This is a genomic window from Streptomyces sp. NPDC053426 (genome assembly GCF_055585405.1).
In genome coordinates, this window is record NZ_JBVJKE010000023.1 from 24,597 (window position 1) to 37,300 (window position 12,704).

Genomic DNA, 12,704 nt, shown 5'->3' on the forward strand with positions numbered 1-12,704 from the left:
CTCACCCTTGGTCAATACCAATCGGGCACGACGACGGGCCCCCGCCGCGACGGGGGCTTCGGCGCGGGGGCTCCTACCGGACCTCGGCGAGCGAACGCAGCTTGTCGGGATTGCGGATGACGTACACCGTCCGGACGCGGCCGTCGGCGACGTCGAGCTGGACGACGGAGTCGGGTTTGTCGCCGGACAGGACGAGCACCGCGGGGCCGCCGTTGAGCTCCAGGAAGCGGAAGGACAGGTCCGGCACGCCCTTGCGGGCGACTCCGAGGAGGAAGCGCCCCACGTGGTCGGCGCTCTCCAGGACCCGCAGCGGGGCGCGCGACTTGCCGCCGCTGTCGCCGACCAGACGCGCGTCGGGGGCGAGGAGTTCCAGCAGGCCCTCCAGGTCGCCGTCGGCCGCCGCGGCCAGGAAGCGTTCGGTGAGGTCGCGGCGCTGGGCGGGGTCGACCTCGTAGCGCGGGCGGCGCTCCTCGACGTGTTTGCGGGCGCGGCCGGCGAGTTGGCGCACGGCCGGTTCGCCGCGGTCGAGCATGGCCGCGATGTCGGCGTACGGATAGCCGAACGCCTCCCGCAGCACGAACACCGCGCGTTCCAGGGGCGACAGGGACTCCATGACGACGAGGACGGCGAGGGAGACGGAGTCGGCGAGGACGGCCCGCTCGGCGGCGTCCGGGACGGTGTCGCCGAAGTCGGTGACGCAGGGCTCGGGCAGCCACGGGCCGACGTACGTCTCGCCGCGCGCCTTGATCTGGCGCAGCCGGTCGATGGCGAGGCGGGTGGTGACGCGCACCAGGTAGCCGCGCGGTTCGCGCACCCGGGCCCGGTCGCCGCCCGACCAGCGCAGCCACGCGTCCTGCACCACGTCCTCCGCGTCGGCCACCCGGCCCAGCATGCGGTAGGCGACCCCCAGGAGGACGGGGCGGTGTTCCTCGAAGACGTCGGTCACGGTGTCGGTGGTCACGGCACCATCCCAGCCGACCCGCGCGGTCGTGTCCAGGCGGCACCGGCCGTCGCCCGGCGGGACGCGCCGGCCGCGGGGCTACCCGTCGGTAGTAATTGCTGACAAGCTGTCTACGACGCCGGGCGGCGTCCGTTTCCGCGAGTCCCAGACGAGGAGCACCCTCATGTCCGCGACCGTCTCCTTCGAGGTCACCTCTCCCCTCGGCCCGCAGTCCGTGACCCTGTCCTACGCGCGCGTGGGCCGCGGCGAACCGCTGCTCCTGCTGCACGGCATCGGTCATCACCGCCAGGCCTGGGACCCGGTGGTGGACATCCTGGCGACCGAGCGCGAGGTGATCGCCGTGGACCTGCCCGGCTTCGGCGCCTCCCCGTCGCTGCCCGACGGCCTCGCCCACGACCTGCCGACCATGAACGCCGCCCTGGGCGCCCTGTGCGAGGAGCTGGAACTCGACCGGCCGCACGTCGCGGGCAACTCGCTCGGCGGCCTGCTGGCCCTGGAACTCGGCCGGGAACGTCTCGTACGGTCCGTCACCGCCCTGTCCCCGGCGGGTTTCTGGACGCAGGCCGAGCGGCGGTACGCCTTCGGCGTGCTGATCGGCATGCGGCGGATCGCGGAGCGGATGCCGCTTCCGCTGGTCGAGCGCCTCGCCCGCTCCGCGGCCGGCCGGGCGGCGCTGACCAGCACCATCTACGCCCGTCCCGGTCGCCGCTCCCCCGAGGCCGTGGTCGCCGAGACGCTCGCGCTCGCCGGGGCCACCGGCTTCACCGAGACCCTCCGCGCGGGCACCGCCGTACGGTTCACCGACGACGTGCCCGGCATCCCGGTGACCGTCGCCTGGGGCGCCCGGGACCGGCTGCTGATCCCCCGGCAGGGCGTCCGCGCCAAGCGGATCATCCCCCGGGCCCGGCTGGTCCGGCTGCCCGGCTGCGGTCACGTCCCGATGAACGACGACCCGGCGCTGGTCGCACGCGTCATCCTCGACGGCAGCCGCTGAGGGCGGGACCGTGCCCCCGGACGGCCTAGTGTGGCCCTGTCATGACGTCACCGCAGACCGGCCCCGAGGGACCAGCCGCCTCCTCCGCCTGGGAGTTGCTGCTGCCCGCCGCCTCCGCGCCGGCACGCGCGCGTGGCCGTTCGCTGCAGGCCGCGCTGCGCGAGGCGGTGCGGTCGGGGCGGCTCGCGCCGGGGACCCGGCTGCCGTCGAGCCGTGACCTGGCCGCCGACCTCGGTGTGTCGCGGGGGCTGATCACGGAGGCGTACGAGCAGCTGACGGCGGAGGGTTATCTGCGCTCCGGCCGGGGCGCCGGGACGTGGGTGGGGGCGGCGGTACGGGCCGCCCGCCCGCGCGCCCGCGACCTCGCCCCGCGCACCCCCGGTGTCCGCGCGGACTTCGTCCCCGGCACCCCCGACCTGTCGCTGTTCCCCCGCGCGGCATGGGCGGCGGCGCAGCGCGGTGTACTCGCGGACCTTCCGCACCAGGAGCTGGGTTACCCCGATCCGCGCGGGCTGCCCCGGCTGCGTACGGCGCTGGCCGGACTGCTCGCGCGGCGCCGTGGCGTGGTGGCCGATCCCGAGCGGATCGTGGTGGTCTCCGGAGTGGCGCAGGCGACGGCGCTGCTCGGATTCGCCCTCCGCGCACGCGGGTTGCGCGCCGTCGCCGTGGAGGACCCCGGCAGCCCGCAGCACGAGTCCCTGTACGCCGCCGCCGGGGTCACCGCCGTACCCGTACCGGTGGACGGCGAGGGGCTCGCGATGGAACCGCTGCGGGCCTCGGGGGCGCGGGCGGCCGTCGTGACGCCGGCGCACCAGTTCCCCACCGGCATCGCGTACTCCGCGCGGCGCCGGGCCGAACTGCTCGACTGGGCGCGGTCCGTGGACGGGATCGTCCTGGAGGACGACTACGACGGCGACTTCCGCTACGACCGGGCGCCCGTCGGCGCCCTTCAGGGGCTCGACCCCGAGCACGTGGCCTACACCGGCTCGGTCAGCAAGTCCCTCGCCCCGGGGCTGCGGCTCGGCTGGCTGCTGGTGCCGCGGGGGTGGGCCGAGGAGGTGGTGGAGCGCAAGCGCACCATGGACCTCGGCCATCCCACCCTGGACCAGGCGCTGTTCGCCCGGTTCCTGGAACGCGGCGACTACGACCGTCAGCTGCGCCGCTGCCAGCGCGCCTACCGCGAGCGGCGCGACGCCCTGGTCTCCGCGCTCGGGGAGCACTTCCCGGGCGCCAAGGTGTCCGGGATCGCGGCGGGGCTGCACGTCATCGTCGCGCTGCCCGGGCGCTACGGGCCGCGGGAACGGTTCCTCGCGCGCGTGGCGGAGGCCGGTGTGGCGGTGCGCCCGCTCACGGACTACGCGCACGACGAGGCGCCGGAGGAGGGCGTACGGCTCGTGCTGGGCTACGCGCACGTCACACCCGCGCGGATCCACGAGGGAGTGCGTCTGATGGCGGAGGCCGCCGCCCGGTAGCCGCCCCCGCCCGTGCGAGTTGTTCACCCGGTGTTCGTGTGCGGGCCGCGCCGTCCGAGTAGGTGTGGTCGCACACACTGGCCGGATCCCGTCCCTGGAGGCGCATCCATGTCACACCGTCCGCTCCCCGGCCGTCGCGCCGTGCTGCGCGGTTCGCTCGCGGCCTCGGCGGCCCTGACCCTGCCCACCGCGCTCGGCGCGGCACCCGCCTTCGCCCTCTCCGGGCGCCCGCGGGCCGAATGGGGCGTGCAGACCGGTGACGTCACCCGTGACTCGGGCCTGGTGTGGGTGCGCTCCGACCGTCCGGCGCGGATGATCGTCGAGACGTCGGCGACCGAGTCGTTCCGCCGTCCGCGCAGATGGCACGGTCCGCTGCTCGGCGCGGGCACCGACTTCACCGGTACGATCCGGCTGCGCGGGCTGCCGTCCGGCGAGCAGATCCACTACCGGGTGCTGCTCGCCGACCCCGACGACCCGCGCCGCACCGGTGAGCCGGTCACCGGCACGTTCCGCACGGTCTCCGCCCGGCGCCGGGACGGTGTGCGGTTCCTGTGGTCGGGCGACCTGGCGGGACAGGGCTGGGGCATCAACCCCGACTTCGGCGGCTACCGCATCTTCGACGCGATGGCGCGGCTCGACCCCGACTTCTTCCTGTTCAGCGGGGACACCGTCTACGCCGACGGTCCCGTCTCCGCGACCGCCGCCCTGCCGGACGGCGGTGTCTGGCGGAACGTCACCACCGAGGAGAAGTCCAAGGTCGCCGAGACCCTGGCCGAGTTCCGGGGCAACTTCCGCTACAACCTGCTCGACGAGAACCTGCGCCGGTTCAACGCCCAGGTTCCGTCCATCGTGCAGTGGGACGACCACGAGGTGCGCAACAACTGGTACCCGGGCCAGCGGATCGCCGACACGGACGCCCGGTACACGGAGAAGAGCGTCGACGTGCTGGCGGCCCGCGCGCGGCGCGCGTTCGGCGAGTACTTCCCGATGTCCACGCTGCGGCCGGGCGCCCGGGAGGGCCGGGTGTACCGGGTGCTGCGGCAGGGGCCGCTGCTCGACGTGTTCGTGCTGGACATGCGGACGTATCGCAATGCCAACTCCTCGGGTGACCAGACCGTGGACCCGCAGGGCATCCTCGGGCGGGAGCAGCTGGAGTGGCTCAAGCGGGAGCTGTCGCGGTCGCGGGCGGTGTGGAAGGTGATCGCCGCCGACATGCCGATCGGTCTCGTCGTGCCCGACACGACCGAGGGCGAGCGACACGTCGAGGCGGTGGCCCAGGGCGACCCCGGGGCGCCGCTGGGACGCGAGCTGCAGATCGCGGAGCTGCTGCGGTTCGTCAAGCACCGGCGGATCACCGGAACGGTGTGGCTGACGGCCGACGTGCACCACACCTCGGCGCAGCACTACCAGCCCTCGCGGGCCGCGTTCGACGACTTCGAGCCGTTCTGGGAGTTCGTCTCCGGTCCGCTGAACGCGGGCGCCTTCCCGGCCAGCGCGCTCGACGGCACCTTCGGCCCGGAGCGGGTGTGGGTGAAGGCGCCGACCGCCTCGAACGTCTCGCCCGCCGGCGGCTACCAGTTCTTCGGCGAGGTCGACATCGACGGTGACAGCGGCGAGTTGACGGTGCGGATGCGGGAGCAGGACGGCACCGTGCTGTTCACGAAGACGCTGCGGCCGGGCCTGGTCGGTCAGTAACTCAACAAAACGGTCAGAAGCGCGCTTTACCCATCAGTCACAGTACGTTCGTGATCACGAAACACGGTTCCTTCACAGTGGCTGTATGAGTCGAGACATGTCTGAAGTGACGAACACCCCGCACGGCGGCCCCACGAACGGCCGCCGGGACCCGGCCGGGCTCGCCGCGCGGTGCACGGCGGCGTTCCACGCATGGTGGGTACGCCGCCACGGCCACGCACCGCCGGCGCACGATACCGGCGATGCCCCGCCGCCCTCCTCCGGGACCGGCGGCAGCGTGCTGTGGCGGATGCGGACGACGGTGAAGGACGAACCGGGCGCGCTGGCCGCGCTCTGCACGGCGCTGGCCGAGCTGCGGGTCGACATCCTGAGCCTGCAGACGCACCCGCTGGGCGAGGACACCGTCGACGAGTTCCTGCTGCGGGCGCCGGAGGGGACGGACCTCGTCGCCGCCGTGTCGCTCGCCGGGGGCATGGACACCTGGACCGAGCGGGCCGACGCCCACGATCTGGTGGACGCGCCGACCCGGGTCCTCGGGCTGGCCGCCCGCACCGCGCAGGACGCGGCCGAACTGCCGCTCGCGCTGCGCCGGCTGCTGGGCCGGTGCACGATCCGCTCCCTGCCGGGCGGCGGTCACCGGACGGCCACGACCGTGCCCGAGGAGGGCTCCCTGGAGGACACCGTGATCCGGCTGCGCGCCCCGGAGGGCGGGGTGATCACCGTGGAGCGGCCGTACCTGCCGTTCACGCCCACCGAGTTCGCCCGCGCGCGGGCACTGGTGGAGCTGGACGCCAGGCTCGGTCCGCGGATCCCGCGCGGACGTGACGTCCTCACGCTGCCCGAGGGCAGCGACATCTCCGTGCGCCGCGCGGACACCGGCGATCTGGCGGCCGCGCGGGCGATGCACGAGCGGTGCTCCACCGAGACCCTGCGCATGCGGTACCACGGGCCGGTCGGCGACGCCGACCGCTATCTGGACCACCTGCTCAGCCCGCGCTTCGGCCGCACGCTCGCCGCGCAGACCACCTCGGGCCGCATCGTCGGCCTCGGCCATCTGCTGTGGGACGGCGACGAGACCGAGGTGGCGCTGATCGTGGAGGACGCCTGGCAGCGCCGGGGCATCGGCGCCGAGCTGCTCACCCGGCTGGTGGCGATGGCCGCCGAGGACGGCTGCGCCCAGGTGTACGCCGTGACGCAGGCGTCCAACACCGGCATGGTCGCCGCGATGCGCGGCCTGGGGCTGCCGCTCGACTACCAGATCGAGGAGGGCACGCTGGTCGTCACGGCCCGCCTGGACGCCGTACCGGACCGCCGTGCGGAGGAGGGGCGGGAACACGGCGAGCGGGTCGGCCGGCCGTAGCCCGTCACGCGCGGACACGCGGCACCGGCACCGCACGCGGACACGGGGTCATGGCCGCCGCGCGGGCACGGGGTGACGGCCACGGCGTCACAGCCGGCGCGCGGCGAGCACGCGGACACGGGGTTCCGGCCGCCGCGCGGGCGTCCGGGGAGCGGCCCGGCGGTGCGATCCGCCGGGCCGTCCCCCGGGGGGGCCGGTCTCAGCCCCGGGCCGACGCCTCCGCCGGTGCGGGCGTCCCGGCCCGCTCCCCCAGGGCCGCGTCCAGATCGGCCCACAGGTCCTCGACGTCCTCCAGGCCGACCGAGAGCCTCAGCAGCCGGTCGCTCACCCCGGCGTCCCTGCGGTCGTCGGCGTCGACGATGCGGTGGCTGATGGAGGCCGGGTGCTGGATGAGGGAGTCCACGCTGCCCAGGCTGACGGCCGGGGTGATCAGGCGTACGCCGGCGATCACCTCGTGCGGGTCCCCGTGCACCTCGAAGGAGACCATCGCCCCGCCGATGCGCGGGTAGTGCACCCGGGCCACGCGCGGGTCGGCGGCGAGCCGGCCGGCGAGTTCGGCGGCGTTCGCGGACGCGGCCCGCACCCGTACCGGCAGGGTCGACAGGCCGCGCAGCAGCAGATATCCGGCCAGCGGGTGCAGCACGCCGCCCGTGGCGAACCGCACCTGGCGCAGCCGCCCGGCGAACTCCTCGTCGCAGGCCACCACGCCCGCCAGGACGTCCCCGTGCCCGCCGAGGTACTTGGTGGCGCTGTGCAGCACCAGCCGCGCCCCGTGCTCGGCCGGGCGCTGGAGGACCGGCGTGGCGAAGGTGTTGTCGACGAGCAGCGGCACGGAGCCGCAGGCGTGGGCGACGGCCCGCAGGTCGATCTCGGCGAGCGTGGGGTTGGCCGGGCTCTCCACGAGCACCAGGCCGGTGTCGGGGCGCAGCGCGTCGGCGACCCCGGCCGGGTCGGTCCAGGTCACCTCGGAGCCGAGCAGTCCGGCGGTCAGCAGATGGTCGCTGCACCCGTACAGGGGGCGTACGGCGACGACGTGCCGCAGCCCCATCGAGCCCCGGACCAGCAGGACGGCACTGAGCGCGGCCATGCCACTGGCGAACGCGACCGCCGACTCCGTCCCCTCCAGGCGGGCCAGGGCGGTCTCGAAGCGGGCGACGGTCGGGTTGCCGAGCCGCCCGTAGACGGGCGGGCCCTCCGGCTCGGCGCCGGTGGTGGCGAAGGCGTCGATGCGGGCGGCCTCGGCGCGGCTGTCGTACGAGGGGTAGGTGGTCGACAGGTCGATCGGCGGGGCGTGCAGTCCCAGTCCGGCGAGATCGTCGCGGCCTGCGTGCACGGCCTCGGTGGCGAGTGCGCGTGGGGTGTGTCGCGTGTCCATGCCCAAGTCCATGGACCGAAGGGTGAACACCGAACGGGTCGCAGGAGTCGGATCCCGTGTTACGTTCGGCCGGTGGCCGAATCTGTCGTACTGGATCCGGTGGACCTCCATCTGCTGCGGTTGTTGCAGAACGACGCCCGGACGACGTACCGGGATCTCGCCGCGCAGGTCGGGGTCGCGCCGTCGACCTGTCTGGACCGGGTGACCCGGCTGCGCCGCTCGGGCGTGATCCTCGGGCACCGGCTGAAGCTGGATCCCGCCAAGCTGGGGCGCGGGCTCCAGGCTCTGCTGTCGGTGCAGGTCAGACCGCACCGGCGGGAGCTGGTGGGGCCGTTCGTGGAGCGGATCCGGGCGCTGCCGGAGTCGCTGACCGTGTTCCATCTGACCGGCCCCGACGACTATCTGGTGCATGTCGCGGTCGCGGACATGGCGGATCTGCAACGGCTGGTGCTCGACGAGTTCACCGCCCGGCGGGAGGTGGCCCGCGTGGAGACCCGGCTGATCTTCCAGCAGTGGGACTGCGGCCCCATGCTGCCGCCTTCGCCCACAGCTCAAACCGGGTGACGTGCGAGGAGCCGCGTACCAGGATGGTCCGCATGCCTCAGACCAACAGCGCGCTTCCCCGTCAGGTCGCCGACACCTACGTCGACGAGCTCATCGCCCTCGACCCGGTCACCGGAACGTTCCTCGGAGTGAAGGAGAGCTCCTCCCGGCTGCCCGATCTCTCGCCCGCCGGACAGGAGGCGCTCGCCGAGCTCCAGCGGGCCACCCTCGCCCGGCTCGACGAGGCCGAGCGGCAGCCCGGCGCGGACAGCGGCATCGAGCGCCGCTGCGCCCGCCTGCTGCGCGAGCGGCTCACCGCGGAACTCGCCGTGCACGAGGCCGACGAGGGTCTGCGCGCGGTCGGCAACCTGGGCACGGTCGCGCATTCGGTGCGCGAGGTGTTCACCGTGACGCCGGCCGAGACGGAGGAGGACTGGGCGGCGATCGCCGAGCGGCTGCGCGCGGTGCCGGCCGCGCTGGCGGGCTACCGGGAGTCCCTCGCGCTGGGACTGGAGCGCAAGCTGTACGCGGCTCCGCGCCCGACGGAGACGTTCGTCGGGCAGCTCGGCGAGTGGGCGGACACCGGTGAGGGCCGGGGCTGGTTCGAGGACTTCGCCGCCGCGGGGCCGGACGCGCTGCGCACCGAACTGGACGAGGGCGCCCGCGCGGCGACCGCGGCCGTCGTGGAGCTGCGGGACTGGATGCGCGACGTGTACGCGCCGGCCATCGAGGGCGCGTCGAACACGGTGGGCCGGGAGCGGTACGCCCGCTGGGCCCGCTACTACAACGGGACCGATCTCGACCTGGACGAGGCGTACGCGTACGGCTGGTCGGAGTACCACCGGCTGCTGGGCGAGATGAGGAAGGAGGCCGAGAAGATCCTGCCGGGGGCCGGGACGCCGTGGGTGGCGCTGGCGCACCTGGACGAGCACGGCCGGCACATCGAGGGCGTGGACGAGGTCCGCGCGTGGCTCCAGGGCGTGATGGACCGGGCGATCGAGTCCCTGGACGGCACGCACTTCGACCTCGCCGAGCGGGTGCGGAAGGTGGAGTCGCGGATCGCGCCGGCGGGCAGCGCGGCGGCGCCGTACTACACGCCGCCGTCGGAGGACTTCTCCCGGCCGGGCTGCACCTGGCTGCCCACGATGGGCCTGACCCGCTTCCCGGTCTACGACCTGGTCTCCACCTGGTACCACGAGGGCGTCCCCGGCCATCACCTCCAGCTCGCGCAGTGGGTGCACGTGGCCGACACCCTCTCCCGCTACCAGGCCTCCGTCGGCATGGTCAGCGCCAACGCCGAGGGCTGGGCGCTGTACGCGGAGCGGCTGATGGACGAACTCGGTTTCCTCGCGGACGCGGAGGAGCGGCTGGGCTACCTGGACGCGCAGATGATGCGGGCGGCCCGGGTCATCGTCGACATCGGCATGCACCTGGAGCTGGAGATCCCGGCGGATTCGCCGTTCCACCCGGGTGAGCGCTGGACGCCGGAGCTGGCCGAGGAGTTCTTCGGGGCGCACAGCAGCCGCCCGGCGGACTTCGTGGAGAGCGAACTGACCCGCTATCTGACGATCCCGGGCCAGGCGATCGGCTACAAGCTCGGCGAGCGGGCGTGGCTGCTGGGCCGGGAGAACGCCCGCGAGCGGCACGGTGACGCCTTCGACCTCAAGGCGTGGCACATGGCCGCGCTGTCCCAGGGGTCGCTGGGCCTGGACGACCTGGTGGACGAGCTGTCGGCGCTGTGAGCGGGTTCAGCGCCGGAAGCCGCCCTCGGAGTCGATGACCTGACCGGTGATCCAGTCCGCCTCGTCCGTGGCCAGCCACGCGATGAGGCGGGCGGGGTCGTCGGGCATGCCCCAGCGGCCGGCGGGGAAGAGGGCGGCGATGGCGTCGTAGGTGTCGCCGGTCAGGTAGTCCGTGTCCACCGGGCCGGGGTTGACGGTGTTCACGGTGACCGCGTGCTCGGCCAGCGTGGTCGCCAGGGAGCGGGTGATCGAGGCGAGGGCGCCCTTCTGGAGGGCGTAGGCGATCTCGCCCGGCATACCACCGGCGATGTCCTGCCCGGAGGTCATCATCACCACGCGCCCGCCCGGGGTGCGCGGGGGCAGGGCGGCGCGGTGCCGGGCGTGGGCCTGGACGAGCAGCAGCACCGAGCGGGTGTCGACGGCCCAGTGCGCGTCGAGCATGGCGGCGTCGATGGTGTCGAGGGCGCCGTCGGAACCGCTGAGGGCGTGGTTGGCGACGAGGACGTCGAGCCGTCCGCCGAGCGCCTCGGCCGCGCGGGCGTACAGCTCGGCGGGGGCCGCGGGGTCGGTGAGGTCGCCGGGACCGGCGAGCACGGTCGCGCCGGGGTCGCCGAGGGCGTCGCGCACGGAGGCGGTCACGTCCTCGGTCCGGTCGGCGCCCCACGGCATGGCGGCGTCGTGCGGCACGTGATGGTGCAGGTAGACGCTCGCCCCGTAGGCGGCGAGACGCCGGGCCACGGCATGACCGATGCCGCCGCGCCGACTGGCCCCGGTGACCAGCGCGGTCCGGCCCCGCAGGGGCAGGGGGTCGCGGCGGAGTGCTTCGGGTGCGGGGTGCGGGAGCTTGGGCATGATCGTCCATGATGCGGGGCCGGGTGGACCGGCGCACGCGAATATCGGTCGGCCGGCCCGCCCGCGCGGCGGTGCGGTCGCCACCGCGCTCCCGGCCTCGGTCCGTGCGCGCCGTGGCGGCGGGCCGTCGGTCAGGGCAGCGGTCGGAGCTGGACGAGGACCAGCCAGGTTTCCGGGCCCGGCTGGACCTGTGCCGCGCGGACCGCGTAACGGCCCGGAGCGAGCGTGAGGCTCGCGTGGTCGGTGCCCGTGGAGTCGGTGCCGGGCCAGGCCGCGTCGAACAGGACGACCGTGCCGGGCACCTTCCAGTGCGCCTCGGGCTGCCACCGCGCGGTGCGCAGCGCGGCCGGGACGCTCGCCAGGAGTTCCGCCTCGCAGTCGCCGGCGATCCAGCGGACGAGGGTGCCGTGCTCGGGGAGGAAGGCGGTCGCGGCGGGCTCGTCGCCCAGGACCAGGGCCGTCGCGTCGCCGACCGGGAGGAGTCCGACGAGTCCGTCGACCTCGCAGGCCCGGTCGTAGTCCGAGGCCGTCTCCTCACCGTCGGCGCCCGTCCAGAACGGCAGCACCGTCTCCGGCACCGCGATGAGCGGTCCGCCGCCCGACTCCACCCACTCGACCGTGCCCGGCTCCGCGTATCGCACCATGCGCAGAACCTACCGGGTCGACTCCCTTACCGGAACCGGGGGTTCAGCACCCGCAGTCGTCGGCGTCCACGGGAGCCGTCAGCGGGTCGGGGGCACGGCGCTCCCGGCCCCGCCAGGTCTCGAACTCGAAGCCCTCACGCACCCAGTACTCGAATCCGCCGAGCATCTCCTTGACCCGGTATCCGAGTTCGGCGAGGGCGAGCGCGGCTCGGGTGGCGCCGTCGCAGCCGGGGCCCCAGCAGTACGTCACGACCGGGACCGACGGGTCCAGGAGCCCGGCGGCCCGCTCGGGGACGAGCGCGGTGGGAAGGTGCACCGCGCCGGGGACATGGCCCTGGTCCCAGGCCTCGGTGGAGCGGGAGTCCACCAGGACGAACCCGGGGTCCCCGTCGGCCGCGAGCGCGGCGGCCACGTCGGAGACATCGGTGTGGAAGGCGAGGCTCGCACGGAAGTGGGCGGCGGCCTCCGCCGGGGAGGCGGGGGCGACGCGCAGGACGGAGTTCACGGTGGTGGTGGTCATGGGAGAGAAACTACGGCCGCGGGACCGGGTCCTGAAGCGGAGAACCCCGGCCTTCTCCTTGATCGGCCGGGGATTCCCCTGGTACTTCTCAGGGATGACCGAGTATTCCCCGGACGCCACCGACTGGCGCATCCTCGACGTCCTCCAGCGGGAGGGACGGGCCAGCTTCGCCGAACTCGCCCGTGCCGTCTCGATGTCCGCGAGCGCGGTCACCGAGAGAGTGCGCCGCATGGAGGAGGCCGGGGTCATCCAGGGCTACGCGGCGGTGGTGGACCCGGAGCGGATCGGGCTGCCGATCCTGGCCTTCGTACGACTGCGCTACCCGACCGGCAACTACAAGCCGTTCCACGACCTCGTCGCCGTGACGCCCGAGATCCTGGAGGCGCACCATGTGACGGGCGAGGACTGCTTCGTCATCAAGGTCGCCGCCCGTTCGATGCGGCACCTGGAGGAAGTGGCGGGCCGGATCGGCACGCTCGGCTCGGTGACCACCAGCGTCGTCTACTCCTCGCCGCTGCCGCGCCGCCCGCTGGGGCGCTGAGCCGG

General features: G+C 74.2%; 12 protein-coding genes. 7 read left to right on the forward strand and 5 right to left on the reverse strand.

All coding sequences use genetic code 11. The features are described 5' to 3' along the window. Nucleotides 1-73 precede the first annotated feature (73 nt). On the reverse strand, nucleotides 74-961 hold the full coding sequence (locus ACZ62B_RS33790; RefSeq protein ID WP_468725387.1) for an RNA polymerase sigma-70 factor: 888 nt from the start codon (nucleotides 959-961) through the stop codon (nucleotides 74-76). A 163-nt stretch (nucleotides 962-1,124) separates the two neighbouring features. Here ACZ62B_RS33790 and ACZ62B_RS33795 point away from each other — a divergent pair, with 163 nt between their 5' ends. The 4 genes from ACZ62B_RS33795 to ACZ62B_RS33810 all read left to right on the forward strand — a co-directional run bounded on the left by ACZ62B_RS33795 (nucleotide 1,125) and on the right by ACZ62B_RS33810 (nucleotide 6,482). Beyond that, entirely contained in the window at nucleotides 1,125-1,955 is an 831-nt protein-coding gene (locus ACZ62B_RS33795; RefSeq protein ID WP_344561810.1) for an alpha/beta fold hydrolase, read from the forward strand. Between the two features lie 41 nt (nucleotides 1,956-1,996). Then, complete coding sequence (gene pdxR, locus ACZ62B_RS33800; protein WP_469693251.1) at nucleotides 1,997-3,427, forward strand: MocR-like pyridoxine biosynthesis transcription factor PdxR; 1,431 nt, start codon at nucleotides 1,997-1,999, stop codon at nucleotides 3,425-3,427. Nucleotides 3,428-3,535: 108 nt separating this feature from the next. Next, the gene (locus ACZ62B_RS33805; protein WP_469693253.1) at nucleotides 3,536-5,122 is read left to right on the forward strand and encodes an alkaline phosphatase D family protein; all 1,587 of its coding nucleotides are present in this window, start codon (nucleotides 3,536-3,538) and stop codon (nucleotides 5,120-5,122) included. 97 nt (nucleotides 5,123-5,219) lie between these two features. Further along, a complete protein-coding gene (locus ACZ62B_RS33810; RefSeq protein ID WP_469693255.1) occupies nucleotides 5,220-6,482 on the forward strand; it encodes a GNAT family N-acetyltransferase in 1,263 nt (420 codons plus the stop codon). 199 nt (nucleotides 6,483-6,681) lie between these two features. Here the strand turns inward: ACZ62B_RS33810 and ACZ62B_RS33815 are convergent, their stop codons facing one another. Next, nucleotides 6,682-7,857, reverse strand: coding sequence for a trans-sulfuration enzyme family protein (locus ACZ62B_RS33815; RefSeq protein ID WP_344561802.1), 1,176 nt, complete (start codon nucleotides 7,855-7,857; stop codon nucleotides 6,682-6,684). A gap of 72 nt (nucleotides 7,858-7,929) precedes the next feature. On the opposite strand from ACZ62B_RS33815, the gene ACZ62B_RS33820 reads away from it, so the two are divergent. Further along, nucleotides 7,930-8,421 carry an Lrp/AsnC family transcriptional regulator gene (locus ACZ62B_RS33820; protein WP_073934646.1) on the forward strand — a complete coding sequence of 164 codons (492 nt, stop codon included), beginning with the start codon at nucleotides 7,930-7,932 and terminating at the stop codon, nucleotides 8,419-8,421. Between the two features lie 32 nt (nucleotides 8,422-8,453). Continuing rightward, nucleotides 8,454-10,142, forward strand: a complete 1,689-nt coding sequence (locus ACZ62B_RS33825) for a DUF885 domain-containing protein (protein ID WP_344561801.1) — start codon at nucleotides 8,454-8,456, stop codon at nucleotides 10,140-10,142. Between the two features lie 6 nt (nucleotides 10,143-10,148). Here the strand turns inward: ACZ62B_RS33825 and ACZ62B_RS33830 are convergent, their stop codons facing one another. From ACZ62B_RS33830 to ACZ62B_RS33840, 3 genes are all read right to left on the reverse strand, one after another. Continuing rightward, nucleotides 10,149-10,994, reverse strand: coding sequence for an SDR family oxidoreductase (locus tag ACZ62B_RS33830; protein WP_468725381.1), 846 nt, complete (start codon nucleotides 10,992-10,994; stop codon nucleotides 10,149-10,151). A 131-nt stretch (nucleotides 10,995-11,125) separates the two neighbouring features. Then, entirely contained in the window at nucleotides 11,126-11,638 is a 513-nt protein-coding gene (locus ACZ62B_RS33835) for an immunity 21 family protein (protein ID WP_344561795.1), read from the reverse strand. Nucleotides 11,639-11,681: 43 nt separating this feature from the next. Continuing rightward, a complete protein-coding gene (locus tag ACZ62B_RS33840; RefSeq protein ID WP_344561793.1) occupies nucleotides 11,682-12,158 on the reverse strand; it encodes a rhodanese-like domain-containing protein in 477 nt (158 codons plus the stop codon). Nucleotides 12,159-12,252: 94 nt separating this feature from the next. Between ACZ62B_RS33840 and ACZ62B_RS33845 the strand changes: the two genes are divergently transcribed. Beyond that, a complete protein-coding gene (locus ACZ62B_RS33845) occupies nucleotides 12,253-12,699 on the forward strand; it encodes an Lrp/AsnC family transcriptional regulator (RefSeq protein WP_344561791.1) in 447 nt (148 codons plus the stop codon). The last annotated feature ends 5 nt before the right edge of the window (nucleotides 12,700-12,704 follow it).